The 24,046-nt window shown below is 37.3% G+C and carries 22 protein-coding genes and 1 pseudogene; 3 read left to right on the top strand and 20 right to left on the bottom strand.

From position 1 onward, the window contains the following. Window positions 1-2: 2 nt before the first annotated feature. From EUBDOL_RS05150 to EUBDOL_RS05115, 8 genes are all read right to left on the bottom strand, one after another. Entirely contained in the window at window positions 3-752 is a 750-nt protein-coding gene (locus EUBDOL_RS05150; protein WP_004799282.1) for a hypothetical protein, read from the bottom strand. Window positions 753-754: 2 nt separating this feature from the next. After that, window positions 755-1,147 carry a thioredoxin family protein gene (locus EUBDOL_RS05145; RefSeq protein ID WP_004799280.1) on the bottom strand — a complete coding sequence of 131 codons (393 nt, stop codon included), beginning with the start codon at window positions 1,145-1,147 and terminating at the stop codon, window positions 755-757. A gap of 31 nt (window positions 1,148-1,178) precedes the next feature. Next, entirely contained in the window at window positions 1,179-1,832 is a 654-nt protein-coding gene (gene trmB, locus EUBDOL_RS05140) for a tRNA (guanosine(46)-N7)-methyltransferase TrmB (RefSeq protein ID WP_004799278.1), read from the bottom strand. Then, on the bottom strand, window positions 1,819-3,225 hold the full coding sequence (gene pepV / locus EUBDOL_RS05135) for a dipeptidase PepV (RefSeq protein ID WP_004799277.1): 1,407 nt from the start codon (window positions 3,223-3,225) through the stop codon (window positions 1,819-1,821). Before pepV ends, trmB begins: the two co-directional genes overlap by 14 nt. 192 nt (window positions 3,226-3,417) lie before the next feature. Continuing rightward, complete coding sequence (locus EUBDOL_RS05130; RefSeq protein ID WP_004799275.1) at window positions 3,418-4,074, bottom strand: hypothetical protein; 657 nt, start codon at window positions 4,072-4,074, stop codon at window positions 3,418-3,420. A 106-nt stretch (window positions 4,075-4,180) separates the two neighbouring features. Then, the gene (locus EUBDOL_RS05125; protein WP_004799274.1) at window positions 4,181-4,846 is read right to left on the bottom strand and encodes a putative bacteriocin export ABC transporter; all 666 of its coding nucleotides are present in this window, start codon (window positions 4,844-4,846) and stop codon (window positions 4,181-4,183) included. Then, the gene (locus EUBDOL_RS05120) at window positions 4,843-6,945 is read right to left on the bottom strand and encodes an FtsX-like permease family protein (RefSeq protein WP_004799272.1); all 2,103 of its coding nucleotides are present in this window, start codon (window positions 6,943-6,945) and stop codon (window positions 4,843-4,845) included. Before EUBDOL_RS05120 ends, EUBDOL_RS05125 begins: the two co-directional genes overlap by 4 nt. A gap of 406 nt (window positions 6,946-7,351) precedes the next feature. Further along, window positions 7,352-7,537, bottom strand: coding sequence for a hypothetical protein (locus EUBDOL_RS05115; protein WP_004799271.1), 186 nt, complete (start codon window positions 7,535-7,537; stop codon window positions 7,352-7,354). A 271-nt stretch (window positions 7,538-7,808) separates the two neighbouring features. On the opposite strand from EUBDOL_RS05115, the gene EUBDOL_RS10955 reads away from it, so the two are divergent. After that, window positions 7,809-9,083 carry a helix-turn-helix domain-containing protein gene (locus EUBDOL_RS10955; protein ID WP_004799268.1) on the top strand — a complete coding sequence of 425 codons (1,275 nt, stop codon included), beginning with the start codon at window positions 7,809-7,811 and terminating at the stop codon, window positions 9,081-9,083. Between the two features lie 151 nt (window positions 9,084-9,234). On the opposite strand, the gene pnp is transcribed toward EUBDOL_RS10955, so the two are convergent. From pnp to EUBDOL_RS05080, 7 genes and pseudogenes are all read right to left on the bottom strand, one after another. Beyond that, window positions 9,235-11,409, bottom strand: a complete 2,175-nt coding sequence (pnp, locus tag EUBDOL_RS05105; RefSeq protein ID WP_040463214.1) for a polyribonucleotide nucleotidyltransferase — start codon at window positions 11,407-11,409, stop codon at window positions 9,235-9,237. A gap of 281 nt (window positions 11,410-11,690) precedes the next feature. Next, window positions 11,691-11,957 (bottom strand): 30S ribosomal protein S15, encoded by a 267-nt coding sequence (gene rpsO, locus EUBDOL_RS05100; RefSeq protein WP_004799265.1) that lies wholly within the window; start codon window positions 11,955-11,957, stop codon window positions 11,691-11,693. 117 nt (window positions 11,958-12,074) lie between these two features. Further along, window positions 12,075-13,229 carry an MFS transporter gene (locus tag EUBDOL_RS05095; protein WP_004799264.1) on the bottom strand — a complete coding sequence of 385 codons (1,155 nt, stop codon included), beginning with the start codon at window positions 13,227-13,229 and terminating at the stop codon, window positions 12,075-12,077. A gap of 79 nt (window positions 13,230-13,308) precedes the next feature. Further along, the gene (locus EUBDOL_RS05090; protein ID WP_004799263.1) at window positions 13,309-13,920 is read right to left on the bottom strand and encodes an MBL fold metallo-hydrolase; all 612 of its coding nucleotides are present in this window, start codon (window positions 13,918-13,920) and stop codon (window positions 13,309-13,311) included. A gap of 36 nt (window positions 13,921-13,956) precedes the next feature. Next, window positions 13,957-14,106: a 50S ribosomal protein L33 gene (rpmG, locus tag EUBDOL_RS05085; protein WP_002609076.1), complete on the bottom strand. Its 150-nt coding sequence runs from the start codon at window positions 14,104-14,106 to the stop codon at window positions 13,957-13,959. Window positions 14,107-14,159: 53 nt separating this feature from the next. Beyond that, window positions 14,160-14,390 (bottom strand): annotated as a pseudogene (locus tag EUBDOL_RS11805) (penicillin-binding transpeptidase domain-containing protein); the annotation flags it as partial. A gap of 44 nt (window positions 14,391-14,434) precedes the next feature. Beyond that, window positions 14,435-16,228 carry a penicillin-binding transpeptidase domain-containing protein gene (locus EUBDOL_RS05080; RefSeq protein ID WP_004799252.1) on the bottom strand — a complete coding sequence of 598 codons (1,794 nt, stop codon included), beginning with the start codon at window positions 16,226-16,228 and terminating at the stop codon, window positions 14,435-14,437. Between the two features lie 105 nt (window positions 16,229-16,333). Between EUBDOL_RS05080 and ispG the strand changes: the two genes are divergently transcribed. After that, window positions 16,334-17,401 (top strand): flavodoxin-dependent (E)-4-hydroxy-3-methylbut-2-enyl-diphosphate synthase, encoded by a 1,068-nt coding sequence (ispG, locus tag EUBDOL_RS05075; RefSeq protein ID WP_004799250.1) that lies wholly within the window; start codon window positions 16,334-16,336, stop codon window positions 17,399-17,401. A 44-nt stretch (window positions 17,402-17,445) separates the two neighbouring features. Here the strand turns inward: ispG and EUBDOL_RS05070 are convergent, their stop codons facing one another. From EUBDOL_RS05070 to EUBDOL_RS05060, 3 genes are all read right to left on the bottom strand, one after another. After that, entirely contained in the window at window positions 17,446-18,513 is a 1,068-nt protein-coding gene (locus EUBDOL_RS05070; protein ID WP_004799248.1) for a hypothetical protein, read from the bottom strand. Window positions 18,514-18,714: 201 nt separating this feature from the next. Next, window positions 18,715-19,596 (bottom strand): deoxyribonuclease IV, encoded by an 882-nt coding sequence (locus EUBDOL_RS05065; protein WP_004799247.1) that lies wholly within the window; start codon window positions 19,594-19,596, stop codon window positions 18,715-18,717. Continuing rightward, window positions 19,593-20,957 carry a DEAD/DEAH box helicase gene (locus tag EUBDOL_RS05060; RefSeq protein WP_040463210.1) on the bottom strand — a complete coding sequence of 455 codons (1,365 nt, stop codon included), beginning with the start codon at window positions 20,955-20,957 and terminating at the stop codon, window positions 19,593-19,595. The genes EUBDOL_RS05065 and EUBDOL_RS05060 overlap by 4 nt, the downstream gene beginning before the upstream one ends. Window positions 20,958-21,106: 149 nt before the next feature. On the opposite strand from EUBDOL_RS05060, the gene ispH reads away from it, so the two are divergent. After that, window positions 21,107-22,018: a 4-hydroxy-3-methylbut-2-enyl diphosphate reductase gene (ispH, locus tag EUBDOL_RS05055; RefSeq protein ID WP_004799240.1), complete on the top strand. Its 912-nt coding sequence runs from the start codon at window positions 21,107-21,109 to the stop codon at window positions 22,016-22,018. 150 nt (window positions 22,019-22,168) lie between these two features. Here ispH and EUBDOL_RS05050 read toward each other — a convergent pair whose 3' ends face one another. Then, window positions 22,169-22,849 (bottom strand): tRNA (adenine(22)-N(1))-methyltransferase, encoded by a 681-nt coding sequence (locus EUBDOL_RS05050; RefSeq protein WP_004799239.1) that lies wholly within the window; start codon window positions 22,847-22,849, stop codon window positions 22,169-22,171. After that, window positions 22,849-24,045, bottom strand: coding sequence for an RNA polymerase sigma factor RpoD (gene rpoD / locus EUBDOL_RS05045; RefSeq protein ID WP_004799238.1), 1,197 nt, complete (start codon window positions 24,043-24,045; stop codon window positions 22,849-22,851). Before rpoD ends, EUBDOL_RS05050 begins: the two co-directional genes overlap by 1 nt. Window position 24,046: the final 1 nt, after the last annotated feature.

Below are 24,046 nucleotides of genomic sequence, written 5' to 3'. Positions count from 1 at the left end.
TATTACACCTTCTTATTCTCGTTATCGCTTTCCTTAATTGGTGTGCTGTCGCCAAACAAGGAAATCTGCATCATATCTTCTTCATCTTCCTCTGTATCGTTATCTACAATCAAATCATCTAACGGTATGCTGTCTAAATCGGTTTCATCAAGTTCAATCTTTTCACTTTCTTCGAAAGCAACAAAATCTTCCTCGCTTTCCATTTCTTCTTCTGCCTTACGCAGAATATCCTCTTTTGCTTGCTCCTCCATTTCCTCTAATTCCCCCAAACCATAGTAAGGAGAAATCACTGTTCCCAGTGGATTTTGCTTTTTGCTTTTTGGTAAGAGTACACTTGTATTTTTCTTTGCTTTATCTGTTTCAACATCACTAGCACCGAAGATTGGAGAAATTACCGGGGTAAATTCAAATTCCTTTTGTTCTTCTAAAACCGTGCTGCGATGAGAAACACTTGAATAGGAACGCTTTGATGCAGTGGCTTTTTTAGAATCTTTCTCTTCTTTTAAATCAATACGTACCGCTTTTTTCAACTCCGAAGAGTCCTCAAGCTTTGCTTCCTGCTTTTTAGGCTGTGGCTGTTGATTCGCTGCTGTCTGCTTTGCCTCTTTTTCCGCCGCTGCGGCTTTTGCCAGGCGCTTTTCCTTCTGCTTTTCTTCCTCTTGTAAAGAAATATCTTCTAATTCGTCCTCAGCTATAACATCAACATCGTTTTCTTCAAATAACAGATTGGTAATTTTTTGAAATATTGACATATTTACTTCTCCTCTCCATGCGGTAATTCAGAAAGAAATGTATCAATTTCATCTTTCGTCTTACGAAGACGAGAAACAAATCTTGCGATTTCTTCGCCCTTAGAATAAGCCACAAAGCTTGGAATCCCCATAATTTGTAATTGTAGACAAATATCCATACATGTATCGCGATCAACATAATAAAAAGCGATTTGCTTATATTTGGTAATTAGCTCCGGCATAAAGGGTGTGATAAAATGACAATCCGGACACCAATTCGCAGAAAATACAAAAACGCTCAATTTATCTTGCGCTGCCGCTTCAAATTCTTCCAAGGAATGGATTTCCTTCATATATTCTTTCATGCTATCTAGCTCCTTATATTGATAAATATCTGTATTTATTATACCATTCATTTTATGAAAAACAAAAACATCTTTTCATAAATTATGCATTCTCTTTCATTTTCTTTTTCCAAACTGCACGATAGATGGGCTGCCCTTTTTCCATGAAGCGATGTTCGTATTCCGTAATTACATCTTCCGCATGCTCACAGCGGCGAAAATCAACGCTTACGTCCCATAGAAACCACCCGGCGTTTTGAAATTCCAACAGGGAGTATTCAAAAAGCGAAGAATTATCGGTTTTCATTTGAATTTCTCCGTTTTCATTAAGGATATGTGCGTATTGTTCGATAAATTTTCGATTGGACAAACGTTTCTTATGTGCGCGTTTTTTAGGCCAAGGATCGGAAAAATTCAAATGTAGGACATCGATCTCACCTTCAGCAAACCAGCTTTGAATGCTCTCGGCATCATTTTGAATATACAGCATATTTTTACCGGGGTTTTCAAGCTTGGTATATTTACGTACAGCTAAAGCAGCTACACTGCTGTTTTTCTCAATTCCGATCCAGCCTTCATCAGCATACTGTTGTGCCATCTGAATCCAATAATCCCCTTTTCCGGTTCCAACCTCAACATGCAAGGTTTCACATGCTAAAAGCTGTTTCCATTTGCCTGCATTATCCTGCGGTTTTTTTACGACTACCTCAGCTTCGGCAAGAAATTCCTCTGCCCATGGAAGTTTACGCATTCTCATATTGATTTCCTCCTGCTAAATGTGCAATTGCTTCTGTATAAATCGCAGTTGCGGTAAATAGATCGGACAGAGCAATTCCTTCATCAGCCTGATGGCAGCCACCGACAACAAGCCCTTTGGGCTTATCCTGCTTTGGAAACAGTGGACCATAAGCAACGAAATGCTCGAATTTCTTGGCATAGGTTCCTCCGCCAATCGTCATATTTTTAGTTTCGTAGTCATTGGAATAAGCTTGATAAACACTCGTTAAAGTTTGCACAAGCTCTGAATTCGGATCTACGAATAAAGGATTTGCCTTGTTATAAACATGTGGTGTCAGCTCATATCCCTGACAAGCTTCTTCAATGGCTTTACGCATAGTATGCACATCGGCATCGTTAGGATAGCGGATATCCAATTGCAGTTTTGCCTTTCCGTTTTCGATATCCACCTTGCCAAGATTCATCGTTAAAAAGCCCATATCCGCACCATCGATGAGGATACCTAGCTCTTTCCCTTGCCAATTCGCTAAAAGCTGATATGTTTTTTTCGCAAACGTATCCCCCATCGCAGTACCGACAAAATTAAATAAATGTAAGGCAGCATTTACTCCCATATACGGCTCCATGGCATGCGCCGCTTTTCCTTCAATATGAAGCGTTGCATGAGAATTTTCATAAGTAACTTCGCCTTTTAAATCATAGCATTGCAAATAAAAATCAAAAAGCGCTGCGTATTCTTCTTTCCAGTTATGCACCTGCATATCAGCTTTACCGATCACAATATTCAAGGCTTCTCCGGCATGAATTTCTTCAATCACACTGTTGTCGATTTCACCTAACAAATCAACATGTAAACCGCCTTTTTCTCCGTAAATAACCGGAAAATCAGCATCAGGTGTAAATCCCAATGTCGGAATTTCCCCGTGCTTTTTATAATGCTCCATACATTGCATGCCGCTTTCCTCATCACAGCCTAAAATCAACATTACTTTACGCTGTAGCTGTATTCCCTGATCCTTCAGCATCTTCATTGCATAATATGCAGCCATTGCCGGTCCTTTATCATCTTCACTGCCACGCCCAAACAAATAGCCATCTACAATTTCACCACCAAAAGGGTCCTTACTCCACCCTTCACCGATAGGAACAATATCCAAATGTGCCAAGACACCAACACTTTCCTCACCATCGCCATAGCAAATTACACCGGCATAACCATCATAGTCCTGATACATAAAGCCATCGCGTTTTGCTAACGCAAACATATAATCCAAAGCTTGGCGACACCCCTTTCCAAAAGGAGCGTTGATTGTGGCACTACTATCATCTCGCGTAGAATCAATCGCCAACAGCCCACGTAAATCATTTATAAATGCATCTTGATAAGATGTGAAACATTTTTTCCAATCCATATTCTTCACCTCTGCTTTATTTTAACACAAGACACCCTTATTCCCTATTAAATTTTTCAAAATTTTCATAAAAGATCCTTAAGGGGAGAGCTTTCAAAATTCATTTAAACCATCTTTTCGCATACGCTTCTTCTTTTCTGTTTAAACTTTTAAAAAGCTTGTGTATCGATATAGCCAATACACAAGCTTTATTTAATACCATTCAACCTCTAAGACCAAATCTTTTTCACTGGTTCTTCCATGCCCGTCATCAGCAATTATCTTCACATGATGAATGCCTTCATCAAAATCACATGTGGAATTTCCATCACAACGATACATATAACCGGCATCGGTTACATACATTTGTTTATCGTCGCTGAGATTATACACTGATTCCGTAAGGCTGTCTTTACAGGTTAGCGGATACTTCTCTGCGGTAGTATCTCCAATGTCATAGACCTCTAGGTAATCCTCTAAACGAAAATCATTCATATCCGCATGCTTGATAACTTTTGGACCATGATACTCAATAACCGGATCTTTTTCATCTTTAATAAGCAACCGATATTCTTTTTTCGCAAACGTATGACGATCCTCTTGTGAAATTGCCGAGATAACTAAAGGCTGCTCTACATTTACTAACATGATTTCAAAATTACTAGCCAAGTAAACAGCATCTTCATCATAAGCAGAAACAAAGTCCTTGGGATTGATTGCCTGCTCTCGTTCTTCCCAATCGATTGTAATTACTTCCTCGATTTCCTTAAATTCAATTTGATTTTTTTCATAAGTAAGCATATTATAAGCGATTAGTCCAAATGTAAACAGACATGCAGTGAATAAAAAGATATTAGCTTTGTTTTTCATAGGTTCACCTCCATTAGATAAAAGCAAAAATATGTTAATGCAATAATTAAGTGTGGACTACAAATATGATTCACTCATATTTCATTTTATCTCTTGATCCTGAATCTTAAGCAACTGCCTGCTTAGCAGCATGATCAGCTTTCTCAAGCACGATCACTTTATCTGCAATTTCCATAAGCTCTTTATCATGTGTTACAACAACAATTGTTTTGCCGCTTGCTTGTAGCTGCTTCAAAAGTGAAAAGATTTCCTGCTTATTATTTTCATCAAGACTACCGGTTGGTTCATCTGCAAGGATCAGCTCACAAGGTTTTAACAACAATCGCGCAATAGCGATTCTTTGTTGCTCACCTCCGGAACATTCAAAAACCTCCTTTTGCTCATATCCGATTAAACCAACTTTCGCAAGAGCATTCCGTATTTTTTCGGCTTTAACAACTTTCTTTTCTTTATCAAAAGCTAGATTCAAATTATAAGCAACACTTTTTTCTTCAATCAAGGCAAAATTTTGAAACAAATAGCCGATTTTTGTTTTTAATAGCCTTTGTGCTTGGAAAGAAAAAGGTTTCACATTCACATTCCCAAATAAAGTTATATCTCCGCTTTCCGGACGATCCAGCAGACCAAGCATATTCAAGAGTGTCGATTTACCCGATCCCGATTCTCCGACGATTGCAACAAAGGTATGTTCTTCAATATCTAAGCTAAAGTCATGAAAAACTCGCTTTGAACCAAATGACTTTGCAATATTTTTTACTTCGATTACACTCATGATTGTTCTCCTTTCAAAATAGCGATTACTTTATGCTTTTCAAAATAATGGATCATATAATAAGCAACCAATATATCCACGATGATTGCGCAAAGCAAATATGCCAATAATTGGAAATATGTCATCTGTGCAAAGAAAATCCCATAAATAAGCACAAAGCTATACATTAAGATGTTGTTGTTTAAAATATTACCATATCGCTGCCAAAACGTTTTCCCTAATAGATAATTTATCGCATATTCATGCTTACACTGATCAAATTGGATATAAATACTTTGATATTGGAAAATAAATGCCAACAGAATATAAAGCAAGAACACTATGCTATATCTTACAAACAGGGTATTACTTTCATTTTTTGCTAATTCATAATAATCATCGGTTGTTTTCAGGTGCACGGTTTCTAATAAACCATTTGTTTTCAAATAGCTATGAAGTGCCTGCTTATTTTTATCCGTATTCTTCAACAGCATATTTGTCGCAGACCAATTAGGAATCTCTCCTACAACAAGTACGATCGGATCCTTGCGATTAAGTGTCATATCTACGGAGTATGCATGATGGTTAATGAAACGGTTCCCGTTTTTAATCATAACTACATCACAAGAAGTATTCGGGCAATAATAGCTTGTATCCACCCCTTCATATTTTTGTGGTATAAGCAAAGTATCCGGTGGAAGCTTTTCTATATCAACGGCTACATTCTTAACATCAATAACGGAGTAATCCTTCAAGTACGCTTTATTAACAATAATATACGGATAAATAGTTGTATGCTGTAAGCTTGTATCAAATTCCTTCATATTTTCAAAAAGAATGTTTTGTTCAAAGTCTTGATAAACAGCTCCTTGTTCATCAAAAAATTGCATAATTTTGGTTGGATCATAATCAAAGCTTGCTATACCGGAAACCCCTACATATCCCCTTAAATGCTCTTGATAAGCACGAAGTGCATAAGCATTGTAGGCGATGTTCTTCCATTCCAAAACATAGTTTACAAATGGTGCAAACGCTACAACAATAAACACTATCTTTACAACAATACTAGCGTATGAGAAAAAATTTCGATTTCCTTGGCGTTTCATTTCTCCGCTATCCTTTACCTTCACAATGCAAAAACAAATATAAAAACAGCTTATGATTAAAAAGATAAGAAAAATTAAAAAATCATGCCAGCTTTTCATAAGGAGCGGAAAAGTTACGCTATTGAAGCTATGCACATAAAAGGCATAGGACAATATTTGAACGACTATATAAAATAAAATACAAAGGAAAAGCTGCGTTATAAACATTTCCTTAAAAATACGCACGAAAGAGTGCCCCATCATTTTGCGTATGATAATTTCTTTTTTTGATCTGAATATTTGACAAGTCAAAAGAATAGCGATTGCTAATACGCACAAGCCTATCATTTGAAATGCAAAGCTTCGATCCTTTAAAAGTCCCTTATAAGAAGAACCGACATGCTCTTTGAATCCAACCTCAGCATCGACATAATTATAAATTTCACTATTCATTACCATTGCTTGAGTAAGTAAACGATCTTTTGATAGAAGGTTTAATTCAAGGTCAATATCAATTCCCTCACGAACTGTTGCATATTGTTTATAAGATGAAAAATGTCGTATTTCCAAAGTATCTTGATAAGGCTGATTGTTTACAGAATCAATATAAGCAATATAATCATAAGCATTCGGATCATTTACCATATTGCTGAAATATAGATTCGACTCCTTGGTAAAATCAATGCGCTTTGTATGCAAAGTATCAAAAAAATCAAATGTATACAAAGCATTGCTCCCCATAATATACAAATAATTTTCATCTTTGTAGTTTTCTTGACTTGTGCTTGTATAAAATAAAGCATAGCAATCCTTATCTTCTAAGAAATCTATCAATTGTCCATATCTTTCTTTTCTAGTCGAAACATCATTACCTAAGTGATACTGAAAGTTCAGTATTTCTAAATCTTCATGCTCTGCAAAGCTTTCACTTGCATGACCTATCTTACTTGTTTGAATAATGGATTGATTTTCAAAATTGGTTAGAAAGATAAAAAAAGAACAAAGTATTGTAAGGATATAAATAAATTTCTTCATAGGATATCCCTCCTGCAATCAGTTTTAGGTAAACTTCCATATTTGCAGTGAATGAATGATATTCTTTTCTAGTTTGAAAATAGTGGTGTAACAGAAAAAAGTTGTAAAATACTGATATAACCAGCAGATTTTTATAAAAGCTATTTTGCCGCCATTATAAGCCTATTATACTCAAGTCCAGCTTATTATAATTTTCATAGTGCTTTTTCATAATAATATCTCCCATCTCTATCTAAATAAACAATACAAGAAAATATTAAAAATTGCAACAATATAATAGAAAACTACTTACTTTTACTGACAAGCATGAAAAAAAGAAGCCTTAAGCTTCTTTCAAAATTTGAATAAAATGATTTAAATTTATTGCTTTTCATAATTCGTAAAACAAATTAAAAGTGAGCTTTTTTTACTCACGGTCATGATCGAATCCATAACAAGAACACTCATCATCAGAAGATGATGTACAATCACAAACAGTAATCGCACAACCGGCTTTATCATTTTCTAAAGCCTTGATACTTGTTTCGCAAACTGTAAGACCTCCAACAAAAATAAATGCTACCCAAACTATATGAACTATTCTTTTTTTCATACTCTTACCTCCAAATCAAACACTAATATTATACCATTTAAAAGCTAAAAAGAGATAAGAAAATCCTTGTTGTATGTATGCCGACAAAAGTGTGTATATGCTTGTTTTTATTCGATTTTCCTATTTAAATAAGAAATATTTGCTAACCAATATGGATTACCACAAATATTTCTTATGCTCATATTGCAGAATTATTTTTCCGAAACACTTTATGTATTAACATTGCATTTCTAAATCACACTCCTTATAATACACTTAAAGGAGGCTGTTTATGACTATTCTAAATGAAACAAAACTTTCATCGGAGTTAAAACGTAAACTTACAGGAGCATTGCTTCGTTATTATCGTGAAGATGAAAACATGACTATCAACTTTGTAGCCGAAAGCTTAGGCATCAATAAAGGCTATCTAAGTGAAATCGAACGTGGTCGAAAAGAGCCATCTTCACAAATGCTGGAAAAGCTTACAAACTTCATGGATATACGCTTTAATACCGATGAATCTCTGTACTTTAATTTAAAAGATAAATTCCAATATTTGTATCAGCTATATGTCGATCTGAAAGAGGAGGAAGAAAAAGCTCTTTATCAAGAAATACTTAAGCATTCTTCAATGTATGAAAATAGCTACGGCTTCTTTTATTATAAGTTAATTGAATATATGTATTGTGTGCATTTTAAAAAAACCATTGCAGAAGAAAAGATATTAAATTATTACTTAATGTTTAAGAAAATTTTACATCTATTTACAAATGATGAAATCGGTATTTTCTATGATGTTTTCGCAGCATATTATATCGGAAAGAATAATACTACAAAGACACTCGAACAGCTTAAGATTGCAGAACATTACTTACTAACATGCACTTCTAAAAGTTTGAAAGCCATGGTATTATACCATCACATTTCGGCTTATGAAAATCGCAATAAAGCAGCTAAGGCTTTAATTTACTGCGATGAAGCATCTAAGCTGTTTATGGAAACCATGAATTTCAGTCGGATAATTCAAATTGCACTCCGAAAAGCTGCATGTTATTCATGTATGCGTTTATACAGCGAAGCAGAAGAATTGTTATTAGATACAATAGAGAAAATGAAACAAAATCCTTCAAGATTTATCGCTGTTGCTTACAACAACCTATCTTGGAATGCTTTAGTAAATAAGGAATATGACAAGGCACTTGAATATGCACACCTGGCAATAGAACATGACACAAGATATTATGAAATTCCTTTGTTTATTTCTTATAGCTTATATAAGCTTAAGCGTTATGAAGAATGTAAACAATATATAGCTTCGACTTTAGATACATGCGAGTTACGTATTGAAATCAAAATATTCTTAGAGATGCTGCAATATGCACTAGCTAATGATCATCAAAGCTATATTCGTTATGCGCTAAACTATTATGAACTGATGAAGAAGGATAATAATCAGGAAATGAGCTTATTCATCTTAAAGATTATTTGTGATTATTATCGTAAAAGAAACAATTTTAAAGAGCTTTGCTATTATCAAGAACAAGAAATCAATCTGCTTACATAGAAATATAAAGGAATATAATCAACTATCTTTAGTTAAAGATATATCTAAAACAATTAAAAATAGGAGATCTCGATATGGTTGAATGAAATAACCATATACAAAATCTCCTTTTTAATTATTTATCTTAAAGTAAGAGAAAACTTAAGCCTTCTTATTCTTCTATTTTTTCCTCCGCTGCATTTGCAGCTTCCTTAATCTCCTGCTTTTTGTGCTCAGGGCGTGGAAGAAGTGCTTTGGCGCTAACATTAACACGTCCGCGATCATCAATTTCCATGACCTTTACTTTAATCGTATCTCCGATTTTCAGGACATCTTCTACTTTTTCTACACGTTCATGGCTGATTTTTGAAATATGTAGCAAGCCATCAGTTCCCGGGAATAGATTTACAAAAGCTCCGAATTTTTCAATACGCACAACCGTTGCATCATAGATATCTCCAACTTCCGCAACCTTAACGATTCCGCGAATCATATCCGCAGCCTTATTGATAGCTGTACGATCCATGTGATAGATAATCACATGTCCGTCGTCCTCAATATCAATCTTAACATCATCGCATTCTTCAATGATTTTATTGATCATTTTACCATTTGGACCAATAACCTCACGAATCTTCTCCGGATCGATATAGAATTGTTCAAGCTTCGGTGCGTATTTACCAACATCTGCACGTGGCTCACTGATTGCTGCTAACATATTCTCTAAGATTTGACCACGAGCAACCTTGGCTTGCGCCAAAGCCTCACGAAAGATATCTTCCGTAATACCGGTTACCTTGATATCCATTTGCAAAGCAGTAATTCCTTCACTTGTGCCTGCAACCTTAAAGTCCATATCTCCGAAATGATCTTCCATACCTTGAATATCTGTTAATACCGTATAGTTGCTGCTAGATTCGTCCATGATAAGTCCCATTGCAATACCTGCCACCGGAGCCTTAATCGGCACACCAGCTGCCATCAAAGACATCGTGCCGGCGCAAATAGATGCTTGAGAGCTAGAACCATTGGATTCCAACACTTCTGCTACGGTACGAATGGTATATGGGAATTCCTCTACACTAGGTAATACCTGTGCTAATGCTCTTTCACCTAATGCCCCATGACCGATTTCACGGCGACCCGGGCTTCCCATACGACCAGTTTCACCAACGGAATACGGTGGGAAATTGTAGTGATGCATGAAACGTTTGGATTCCACCTCGGTTACATCGTCAATAATTTGATTATCATTCATAGCACCGAGTGTAGTAACACTTAATACCTGTGTTTCTCCACGTGTAAACATTGCACTGCCATGAACACGAGGAAGTAAATCTACTTGTGAATCCAACGGACGAATTTCATCGATCTTACGTCCGTCCGGACGAACCTTATCCTCAATAATCAAGCGGCGAACCTCATCTGCCTCAATACCATGACAGATTTCTTTTACCTGCTTAATTGCTTTATTTTTATCTGCTTCGCTAGCGTATTCCTTCGCTTCGAATTGCGCTACCGCTGTCTCTGTCAGCTCATCGATTTTCCCATAGCGCTCCAGTTTCTTTTCAATCGAAACCGCTTCACGAATTGCCTTTTCGTAATCCTTACGTACCTCTGTATCAATTGCTTCATCAACAGTATACAGCTTTACTTCCATTTTTTCTTTTCCAACGGCAGCAGCAATTTCCTCTTGGAAAGCAACCAACTGTTTAATATGCTCATGACCAAACATGATAGCTCCCAGCATTGCTTCCTCGTTTACTTCTTTTGCGCCTGCTTCTACCATATTAACCGCATATTTGGTACCGGCAACAGTTAAATGAATATCACTTTCTTCCATCTGTGCAGGTGTTGGATTGATAACATATTCTCCGTTAATACGTCCGACGATTACACCGGCAATTGGTCCGTTAAATGGAATATCGGACACACATAAAGCAAGTGAAGCACCGAACATAGCTGCCATTTCCGTTGAACAGTCCTGATCTACGGAAAGTACGGTATTGACTACTTGTACTTCATTACGAAAACCATCAGCAAACAACGGACGAATCGGACGGTCAATCATACGCGCCGTCAAAGTCGCATGCTCACTTGGTCTACCTTCTCTTCTTAAAAAACCCCCGGGAATCTTTCCAACAGAATAAAGCTTTTCTTCAAAAGAAACTGTTAATGGAAAGAAATCAATTCCCTCCTTTGCCTGCTTACTGGCAGTTGCCGCAGACAATACAACGGTATCGCCATATCGAACAAGAACAGAGCCACCTGCCTGTTTAGCGATTTCACCGGTTTCTACTGTGATCCCACGACCACAGAAATCTAAACGAAATTCTTGTTTAGCCATTTTTTCACCTCTTATTTTTCTTCTATCTTTCAAATAATACCATATTTTCAAAAGTTATAAAAGAAAAATAACGCTTTTTACCCGTTATATCAAAATCTATTTGCTTAAAATTGATGTTCTCTTTATTTTTCGATATAGCAAGTCTTACTTTTTAAATGGATTACTCCTATTTTATTTTCATTTTGCTTTCGTGTATGCTATTTGTCTTTCTATTCATGTCCACAATCCCATAAATATTAAAAAAGCGCATGAATTATCATACGCTTTCCACAACAAGACGATTACTTTCTTAGACCTAAACGTTCAATTAGTGATTTATAACGATTAAGATCCTTATCCTTTAAGTAAGCAAGCAAATTTCTACGACGACCTACCATTTTCATAAGACCTCTTTGAGAATGATAATCATGCTTGTGTTCTTTGAAGTGTTCAGTCAACTGATTGATACGTGCAGTTAATACTGCAATCTGAACCTCAGGAGAACCTGTATCTCCTTCGAAACGAGCATACTCTTGCATAATTCTTGTTTTTTCTGATTTTAATAACATGTGTTTTCCTCCTAAATCTGTTATCCATTCTACACTGAGTAAATCGTTGAGGAAACGTATAAACCAAGTGTAAAACCTTGTTTATAATAGCATACCTAAGCCTATATGACAAGCTTTTTAGCCTTTTTTATCAGAGTTTTGGCGACGATGATAATATCCGATCAATACAAGTGGCAAGATACCAAAGGCAGCGGTAAGATATAGAGTCAGATCATACCCTACCCTGTTTGCGACATACGATGTAATAATCGGAGTAATTAGACCACTTCCGCCAACAAAAACAGCCATTGCAAACATTTGTGCGCTGTGAAATAACTGCTGCGGTGTTACCGCTTTGATGAAAAGCTTGCTTGTAAGCATCACTATTGGCAAGGTAACAAGCTGTAAAGCAGAGGTTAAAATCAACAGCAGCGGTTTGCTGAAATAGCCGTAAAGAACAAATTTTAGAATATACATACCTGTTCCGAAAACAAGCAGCTGATATATATTCCATTTTTTTAATATCCAATTCGCACCTAAAAACAAAGGAATCTCCATAAAAGATTGCACTGCCCATTTAATGCCTATCTGCGTATTGCTGGCATCTAAAGAAAGCAGCTTATCAACAACCACATATTGATCCGCTGTGCCAATCATATAAATAAACAGAAATATGCAAACAAGCAAACAATAGTCTTTATTTTTTATAAGCTTTGCTATATCGTTCTTATGAAAGGGTTGTGTATTCTTTTTATTTTTATCGTTTACAACATAAATAAGCACCAATGCCAAACCTCCGATGATACAAAATCCATATAGCAAGGAGCGGTAACCGAGCATTTTTATGAGCATACCGGTAAGAGGAGATCCTAAGGTAAAGCCGAGTGCTCCACAGGCTCGCAATTTTCCATAGCTATCCTCTTGTATTTCTAGCATCCATGTTTCTGTCAATCCCATAATCACCTTAACCATACCAAGAATAATACTAGCTGCTGAAAAATGATAGAAAAACAGCTTACCACTCTTTAAAAACATCATAATGCTCGCAATTAAGAGGCAGAGATAAGCAAGATAAAAAAACGGCTTTGTTTTTTTTAAACGATCACATAAATAGCCGAATAGAAATTGTCCCAAAATCGCTATAATGGCACTTCCTGCTAAAATATATCCGCGTTCTACCACATTATAATCCAACTTCTTTAGCAAGGGCAGCATTTGTGTATTTACAATTGAAATCGATAAAAATACAGTGAAGTTCAAAGCATATAAAAGCTTCGTCTGCATCTTTTTCATCAAATCACTTCCTTTGCTTTTAGTATGCTTAAGCTTCGATAAATTATGAATGAAAAAAAAGACAGCATGTGCTGTCGAATTAGAATTGTAAAAAAGGGTTGGTCAATAGCTCTTGTTTCCATGTCGTTGTCGGACCATGTCCCGGATAAAGCTTTAAATCACCATCTAAAGTTTCCTTCATCATCTTAAGGCTTTGCATCATCTTGGAATTGCTTCCCGTTGCCAAATCTGTACGCCCAATGCTGCCTTGGAAAACAACATCTCCGCAAAACAGGCAATCGTCCCATCGAATCATGCTGCTTCCCTCGCTATGACCGGGTGCATCAATCACAAAAAGATCAAAGGCTCCGATCGTTTGTTTTCCCGGTAGTAAGTCCAATGGCTTTGTTTGAACAATCACCGGCTCACCATAAGAAAAATTTAAAACGGGATCATTCAGCATTGCTTGATCGTTTGCATTGATATACAGTGAACAATGATAACGCTCCACCAACTTATCAACACCGCCGATATGATCAAAATGACCATGAGTTAAAACAATACCATCAACAATTGCTCCTGCTTCCTCAATTTTCTGCATTAGCTGTGCATTTGCAGTTCCCGGATCAACAATCAATACATGATTGTCATTCCACAAAACATAGGTATTTACTTGTACCATTCCCAAAACAAAAACATCTATCTTTTTCATTTTTCATACGAATAAAAAAGACCAAAACGGCCCTTTTTATTTTTTCTCCTTATGTAAAGTTTTCTTATTACAACGCGGGCAATATTTTTGAATTTGCATACGTTCTGGATTTTTACGTTTATTACGTGTTCCAATATAGTTTTCTTCTCCACATTCAGAACATTTAAATGTAATTCTATCTCTCATGCTAACCCTCCTTGTACTTGCTTAAGCATTATATCACACAACCTTCAAAAATGCTAATACTTTTTGAAAAACTCTGTCAAAACCTGCGGCATGACCGTTGAACTGCAAATGTTTACCTCTTGACTAAAGCTATCCGCTGCAGAGGTTGGCGCACTACACACAAAGGCCACCTTCGGATTATCGCCATAAGGTGCATATCCGACCAAAGATGCATTCGTATATGGAGGCACCTGTGCGGTACCTGTTTTTGCAGCTACCGGAACCGAGAAATTTCTTAAGCCGCAATGGCCATCTGTTACACAGGAACGAAATCCTTCTTGTACGGTTTTTAAGTTTTCTTTTTCTGTGGTGTCGAAATCGCACTTAAAACATTGGTTTTATTTTCCATAACACGATAATCGGAATTGATTTCCGTAGCATAATTGACCAACTTTGGTTGGATTCGCTTTCCGCCATTAGCAATCATGGATACATATTGTGCCAATTGAATCGGTGTATAGTTATCAAACTGACCGATGCTGTAATCCAATAATTGCCCACCCTGCGATAAAAAGCCTTTAAAGCCAACCGCTTCATTTGGAACATCTAGCAATGTCTTTGTGCCAAGACCAAACATCGAATAATAATTCCGCATAGTATGCAGCATTTCTTCTTGTCGTTCATTACTGATATTTAACGGCTGTCCCTCTTGATAGGTCGTACCTGCCATTTTCAAAACACCCTTCCACATATAAACATTACTGGAAACCTGCAATGCCTTTACTGCATCTACCGGTCCGTAGTTTTGATAACTAGAGCGTTCTTTATCATTGGCAATGCGCATAGGTGCATCAATTTCAATACTGGTTTTACTTTCTGCGCCTTCCTCTAACAGCATATAAACCGTAGCTCCCTTGACAACAGAACCACTTGCATAGGAATCTAAGTAGGCGGCACTGGAGAAGTTTTGAATCTTTCCGGCTTCATCTTTATATTTTCCACTCATTGCATAGATCTCACCGGTCATCGGATTCATTAGAATAACCGATAATTTATTAAATTTCTCACGCCCCGCAGTTCCGGCGTATGTTTCCAAAGTCTGATTTAAAATAGCATCTACTCGTTGTTGCAAATCGATATCAATGCTCATATGTAGATCATAACCTTTTTTACCACTGCTGATCGGAGTTAATAAAGCGATTCCATCTTCATCATACGCAATTTCACTTACACGCGGCGTTCCGGCTAACAGTTCTTCGTATTGCTGTTCAAGACCAGACTTTCCGACTCTTGAGGTTAAGGCATATCCTTTTGCTTCATAGTAAGCACGTAATTCTGAAGGAATTCCTTGCTTAGAGGTTGTTACACTGCCAAGTACATCACGCAAGGTATCCCCATACGGATATTCACGCTTCCATGAAGATAAATCAACGTTAAAGCCGGGAAATTCTTCCTTGTTTTCCGTTAGATAGGCAACATCATTCTCATTGGCATCTTCAATAACCACTTTTGTTTGCGTATCCGGCAGCTTTCGCATCGCCAAATAAACAACGAATGCTTTTTTGGTATTTTCATCTGCCAATTCATCAACCATTTCCTTTGTAATGCGATTGCGAATCAATTTTTCCTTCTCATCGGCGGAATAGTTTAATTCTTCTTCTTTCAACAGATTTTTGCCACCGTCTTTTTCACCGTTTTTATCGGTATGTAGAAACATATATAAATCCTGATAGTCTGAATTGGTCATCGCATCAATAGACACCTCAAAGCGTTTGGCAAATTTCTGAGCAAGCTCCCATTGTTCTTCACTGCTAACATCTTGCGGTGGAAAATAAACGATGTTATGACTAGAGACCGTTTTGGCAACAGCTTGGTTGTTGCGATCCAAAATCTGTCCGCGACTCGATGCATCTTTTTCGGTATTCGATGAGTAATTTTCCAATTTTCTTGCATAGTCCTCTTGGGCAATCAGCTGCAAATATCCCAAGCGAACAACGATCATGGCAAAGCAAACAGTGATAATAATCGAGAAAACAAAAATACGGCGATTAACAATTTTGAAATAATCATTTTGCGCCTTTAAAACATCTGAGCTGCGGCTCAGCTTTTTATGATCTAAATTACGAAATGGATTACGTAGCATAGCGTTCCTCCTGCCCCATATTATAATACATATACAGATAAAATATCTACTTTATTGTAAAAGAAATCAGATTTGTTATAATATTTTAAGAAAGAGGTGTTGGAAATGAAACGAAATGAAACCCGCAGCGTACAAGTCGGCAAATTAACGATTGGTGGACAAAATCGCGTAATCATGCAGTCTATGTGCAATACACGAACGAAGCATGTGAAAGAAACCGTCGCACAAATCTTGGCGTTGGAGCAAGTTGGCTGTGAACTGGTACGTTTGGCTGTGATTGATATGGAAGATGCCGAAGCCATTAAAGAAATTAAAAAGCAGGTCCATATTCCATTAGTCGCAGATATTCATTATGATTATCGTTTAGCTTTAGCTTGTGTCGCATCAGGTATTGATAAAATCCGCATCAATCCGGGAAATATCGGAGAACGAAAGAACGTAGAGGCAGTTGTGGAAGCCTGTAAAGAAAAGCATATTCCTATTCGTATTGGTATCAACTCCGGATCTTTGGAAAAAGATATCCATGAAGCTTATGGTAAACCGACCGCCGAGGGTATGATCGAAAGTGCCTATCGACATGTTCGTATTTTAGAAGATCTTGATTTTCATGATATTGTTTTATCTTTTAAATCAAGCGATCCTCTATTGTGCATCGAAGCCTATCGTCTTGCGGCAAAAACGTTCCCTTACCCACTCCACTTAGGCGTAACGGAGGCAGGTACCTACATCGGCAGTGCCATTAAATCCAGCATGGCATTGGGAACCCTATTAAATGAAGGAATCGGTGATACCATTCGCATTAGCGTCAATGGAGATCCTGTCGATGAGCTTACCATTGTGAAACAGCTTTTAAAATGCTGTAAGCTTCGAAACAATACCCCAAATCTTATTGCCTGCCCAACCTGCGGTCGTACAGCATGGGATATGCAGCCGGTAGTAAAAGAAATCGAACAATTCTTACAAACGATTGATTGCGATATCAATGTGGCAATCATGGGTTGTGCGGTAAATGGACCGGGAGAAGCTAAGCATGCAGACATTGCCATTGCCGGTGGTAACAAGGAAGGCTTACTGATTAAAAAAGGCAAGATTATCGAAAAGCTTCCACAGGATATGATGGTTTCTCGCTTAAAAGCAGAAATTCTAGCATTTGCAAAGCAACACGCATCATAAACATCGAACGGATAGAACACCTTACCTAGGCATTCTATCCGTTTTTAAGATATATCGAAAATATCCGTAAGTACGTACTTATCGACATACGGCTGTAAAGAATCATCAAATAAAATCTCTTTTTTATTCCCTTCACGATCCATAATATAGAAATTGAAATGATCCTGTCCTTTTTCACAGATAATCAAAAACATATCATCATGTATTTGGCTGATGCTGCGTAAATTGAGAATCGTTACCTTTCTTTGTATCACAAAGCTATGCTCCTGTCGCTTTAACTCATAAAGAATCGAATCCGTACGATCGTTAAAGGTACCGGGCTGTATAACAAGTGTAAGGTATCCATCTTCCACATAGACATCGGATAAAAAATCATTTTGCAATTTTTCTATGATTTCTTGCGGGAAGCAGATTTCTTCATCTGATGCTACATTCGCCAATCCATTTTCAGATACATAATACTGTCCATTTTCAAATGTTACAAAACGATAACCTTGACTTTTAATTGCTCTTTTCGTTTCTGTCTTGCTTGCTCGATGATAGCTTACCAAATAATGCGTAGGATCTTGGTTATTCAAATCATCGGCAATATAATAAATAAACTCATCTGTTAGTTTAACAGCAAAAACTTGAAGCTTGCTGTTCATTCGCTCAATGCGTTCGACCTCTTCGTTCTTTTGATTAAAAACCAAAATTCTGGAGTTATACCTATCCCAGCTTTTTTGATACCCGATATTTTGAACGATCGCATATTCATCATCAGCTAAATCAAGGTGATCCACCGATGGTTCCGGAAGCTTTATCGAATCCCATGTATTTTGATCTTTTCGATACTTTGCAATATAACCACTATCCTCATACAGCATCAAAATATTCTCATCTTCTACTTTATTGTTTGCCGCTGCATTGATCGTATATTCGTCAAGCATTTTCCCATCGTGCGTGTAGGTCAGTATCACGATTTCATCATCTGTTGTATAAATATGATCTTGTTTATTCAATATGACAGCGTATTTGGCAAGTGCTACATGATTTTCTGTTTCTTCTTGTGTACAGCCTGTTATAAATAAGAAAAAAACAGACACTACTAACAGCTTCCGAAGAACTCGCATATTCTCCCTCCTTGCTACTTTTGCATTATTTACTTAATCTTGAATAACGAAATATATTATCAAATATCGTCTCTTTGAATATCCTTTCTTTTATTATACTATAGTTTCTTTGTTTGTAAGTACCTTTAAATTGCTTTGCTATCACATTTACAATAAAAAACAACCGTTCCACTATGTAGCGAATCGATTGTCTTTTATCTTCTATTCTTGATTTTTAAGCTTTGTCATAATTTCTTGATCGAATATACCTGCTTTTAGCATTGCTATTTCATGTTTATAAGGAGCTACTCCATCTACCCATGGTGTTTCTAGTATCTTAACAACATGCTGTAGCTTTTCATGATGCACAATACGATTTAAAGCATCAAAGCCAATCTCACCGAAACCGATATTGGCATGACGATCCTTTCGTGCACCACGCACATTTTTGGAATCATTGACATGGATACAAACCAAACGTTCCAAAGAAATCACACGATCGAATGCTTCTAAAATCGCATCAAAATCCGATACATCAAAGCCGGCATCGTGTAAATGGCAGGTATCCATACATACACGCAAACGATCACCATGCTTTGCATGCTCCATGAGATAGCGGATTTGCTCGAAGTTATATCCCAATTCACTTCCCTTGCCTGCCATTGTTTCGATTGCGATTTCTACTTCACCGATATTTTCCATAGCCAAATCCAAACCTTCTACGATACGTGTCAATCCGGCTTCCTCACCGGCCTGCACATGACTTCCGGGGTGCAATACTAAATATTTTGCTCCCAACGCTTTTACACGTTCGATTTCCTTTCTTAAAAATTCAACACCCAATTCAAAAGTTTCCTGTTTCTGACAATTCGCCAAATTGATGATGTAAGGAGCATGAACGATAATATGCTCATGTGGAATATGATGTTCATCAAGAAGTGCTAAAGCTTCTTTAACCTTTAATTCCTCCATTGCTTTACGTCTTGTATTTTGCGGTGCACCGGTATAGAGCATCAACGCATTTGCTCCATAGGATAAGGCTTCCTTTACAGAGCCAAGGACATAATCAGGAGCCGACATGGATACATGAGATCCGATAATCATGAAAAATCACCTCGTTTTTCGATTTGCTTTGCTTTTGCACGTTCCTTTTTCTGTCGCTGAATATCCTCTTGAATCATTTTGCGACGGGCTTTGCGCTTCAGTTTTTCAACCTCTGCCTTACGCTTCACCTTATAGCCTGGCTTAACCTGTTTCTTTTTCTTAGATACGATCTTTGCAATTTCTTTTTCTAATGGATCGTCCTTTTTCACTTTTTTCTTATGCAATGCATCTAATTCTATCCATTTTCCATTTTTAAAGCTGCGGTGCTGAAATCCGATTCCTTTGATTTCAAGTGAACGAATCATAGCGTCATCTTGCTTCTTATATAAGGCATAGCAAATGCCATCATTCCCCGCACGACCCGTACGTCCACTGCGATGTATGTAATAATCCAATTCTTTTGGAAAGCCTAAGGAAATGACATGGGAGATTCCTTCGATATCAATACCACGTGCCGCAATATCCGTTGCGACAACATATGATTTTTCAATATTAACAAGCTCACGCATCGCTTTTGTACGCTCGCGCGGAGTAAGTCCTCCATGCAATTCAATAACTCCATATCCCGCATCTCGAAGAGCTTTGGCAGCTTCGCTAGCCTCCGTTCGTGTGTTTGCGAAAATCAAACAAACATAGGGTTTAAAAGATGGCAATAGTTCCATCATTTTGTCAATATAGCTTTTTTCCTGACATGGCACAAGTACATGCTCGATTTTCGGGTGAAATTGACTCTTCTCTTCAATTTGTATAATGCTCGGTGTCCCCACATATTTCTTCAAAAAAGGCTTAAGTCCTTGAGGAATCGTTGCACTGAATACCATCATTTGTAAATCCTTACGCATTCTTCCGGCAATATTATCAACATCTTCTAAAAAACCAAATTCCAATGTCATATCCGCTTCATCAATCACCAAAATATCTGCGGTATCGATTCGTAAGGTTTGCTCGCTTAAAAACAAGTCCTTAATGCGCCCCGGAGTTCCGATAACAATATGTGGCTGTACCTTCAGCTGTTCATTCATTCTGGTTTTTTCCATACCTCCGGTAATCAGACGAATAGCAAGCTTAGGGCAAGCCTCCTTCATGGTCAATGATCGCTGATAAATTTGCAAAGCCAATTCCCTTGTGGGTGCGGTAATCACTGCTTGAACTGCTTGCTTATCAATATTGATTTTCTCAAAAATCGGAATCAAAAAAGCATGCGTCTTGCCGGTTCCCGTATCGGAAATACCAACAATATTTTTTCCCTTGCAGGCTAGCGGCAACACCTCTTGCTGAATCGGTGTCGGTTCTATAAAGCCTTCCAACTTAAGAAACGCCTTGGTATGCTCTTTGAAATGATAATCACTAAATTTACGCATAGACAAACCTCCTTCATAGCTTTCTAAATTATACATGAATGTATTAAATTGTAAAGTAGCTAACAAAAATATATGCACGTATGGATATATTATATCAAAAAACTATCGTTTCTTGCGTATTTCCTTTATAATAAAAACGAGGTGATACCATGGAAATTATTAAGGTTGTACCAAGAGGCTATTGTAAAGGAGTTACACGCGCTATTAGCATTGCGAAAGAAACTGCACAAAAGTATCCCGATAAATCCATCTATGTGCTTGGCATGCTCGTACATAATCGTTATGTTATGCAGGCACTAAAAGCCTTAAATATACATGCTGTAGATGATCCCCATAAAAGTCGTTTACAGCTATTAGATGAGCTTCCTAAGGATTGTATCGTTATTTTTACTGCTCATGGCATTGCACCACAGGTAATCGAAAAAGCCAAGCAGATGGGATTGATCTGCATTGATGCCAGCTGCCCCGATGTTGTAAAAACCCAACAGCTTGTTTATGAAAAGCTTAATGAAGGCTATGATGTTTTTTATATCGGCAAGCGTTCTCACCCAGAAGCAGAGGCTGTGCTGTCGCTTAGTTCACACGTTCATTTAATAACCTCAAAAGAAGACATTGATACAATCACAAATGTAACAAATGTTTTTGTTACCAACCAAACAACCATGTCTATCTTTGATACTCAGGCATTGTTCAACTATATAAAGCAGAAATATCCAAACGCTGTTTTATGTGAAGAAATATGCAACGCAACACGCATTCGACAAGAAGCAGTTGCAAATTTAAAGAATCAAGCCATTGATGTGCTTTATGTTGTCGGAGATAAGCATTCCAACAATTCCAATCGTTTAGCTCAAATAGCTCAAGAAAATAAAATTGCAAATGTTTACCTCATTGATGATGTAAATGATATAGAAGAAGCACAGTTTGCCAAGGCAAAACGAATCGGAATTACTTCCGGTGCAAGTACCCCTACTTATCTTACTTCGCAGGTTATCCATTATTTAGAAGGCTATGAGCAAAACAAACAAAAGCCATGTATTGAAATAGAAAAAATTTTATAGCATAATTCTGATTATAGAAAGCGATATGTCTGATACATAAAACGAGTGCTCCTTAAGAACACTCGTTTTATATATTCCAATCATAAATAAAAGCAAGCATATTTCCCTACCATTGAATTATTTATAATTGAAGATTTCTTATGTTTATATCTACGTATGATCTTCTATCGAAGTACATTCCTTTAATTTTGCCGCAATACGCTTATAAAGCTGCGCAAATTGAGCATAAGAACTATCCTGTTTCGGTAATTGTGTTAAAATGCCTTCTATTTTCGCAAGCCGTTGTTTCCAATAAGGAACAAACAATGCGTGTTTTTGTTGTATACCAAACAAAACGGTATCCTCATCGTAAGCTTCATGCCATTGTGTTGAAAAACAAATCACTTCATAAAAATGATCTTCTTCGATAATATCTTCTTGCAGAATTGTAAAATGATGGTCACTGATCCAACGACGCAGTTCGTCAACATGGCGATTGGATTGAACGATAATTCTTTGAAAACTTGAAAGACGTGCAAAATCACGTTCTAAAATACCTTGTATCGTTTCAAATCCCATACCGGCAATAATAATGGTATCGCAATCCTGTGGAACTAGTTGCAAGCCATCACTGAGAATCGGTGTAATCTGTTCACTTAAGTTGGCACATTCGATTGCCTGTTTCGCTCTGTCAAGCGGGCCTTTGCGTAAATCACACGCATACACATGCGAGCAAATTCCTTCCTTGATTAAGGCAATTGATAACAAACCATGATCACAACCGATATCCGCAGCAACACTCCCCTTTTCTACCATAGAAAAAATGGCGAAAAGGCGCTTAGAGAGCGCCATTATGGTTTATCTACAAAATCCTTTAAGCGTTTGGATCTTGTAGGGTGCTTTAATTTGCGCAAAGCTTTGGCTTCAATCTGGCGGATACGTTCCCGAGTAACATTAAATTCCTTACCAACTTCCTCTAAAGTACGTGTTCGGCCATCATATAATCCAAAACGTAAACGTAATACCTTTTCCTCACGCTCTGTCAAGCCTTGAAGAACCGTGTTGATTTCGTCCTTCAATAGCTGATTATTTGCATATTCATCAGGCGACAAGGCTTCCTTATCTTCAATAAAATCACCTAAATGTGAATCATCTTCTTCGCCAATTGGAGTTTCCAATGAAACAGGCTCAAGGGCAATCTTTTGAATTTCACGTACCTTTTCCGGAGAGATATTTTCCATCTTTGCGGCAATTTCCTCTGCTGTTGGATCACGCCCTAGATCCTGTACCAGCTGACGTTGAATACGAGTTAGCTTGTTAATTGTTTCGACCATGTGTACGGGAATACGAATCGTACGTGCTTGATCGGCAATCGCACGTGTGATGGCTTGGCGAATCCACCATGTCGCATAGGTAGAGAACTTAAATCCCTTCGTATAGTCAAATTTTTCTACTGCTTTAACTAAACCCATATTTCCTTCTTGAATCAAATCTAGGAATAGCATGCCTCGACCGACATATTTTTTAGCAATCGAAACAACCAAACGCAAATTGGCAGAAATCAATTTTTTCTTTGCTTCTTCATCGCCGGCTTGAATACGACGGGCGATTTCCGGTTCCTCTTTTGGATCAAGCAATTCTACACGACCGATTTCCTTTAAATACATCTTAACCGGATCGTTGATCTTCGTATGAGATGAATTTGCAAAAGACTGTTCCAAATGCTCGATATCACTAGCTAACGTATCATCTCCGTCATCGTCATCATCAATAAAATCCAAATCATCATCTTCGCTCGCTAACGCATCATCGTCCAACAGATTCACATCATCGGCTTCATCGGATTTTACATCAATACCGTTTTCCGCAAACCAATCAAACAATTCATCTAAATCGCTGTCTGACATATCCAAATGCTCGATTGCGTCCATGACATCGCTTTGGGAAAGTTCTAATCCTTCCAAATGCGATTGTTCCAAGAAATCCACTTTGATTTCTTCAAGAGTTTTGTACTCAGTTAATTTTGTTTTTTTCTTCGTACTTTTCATA

It is taken from the genome of Amedibacillus dolichus DSM 3991 (assembly GCF_000154285.1).
GTDB lineage: Bacteria > Bacillota_I > Bacilli_A > Erysipelotrichales > Erysipelotrichaceae > Amedibacillus > Amedibacillus dolichus.
The sequence above is the reverse complement of the archived record's forward strand: the minus strand, read 5'-3'. Positions and strand labels throughout refer to the sequence as shown.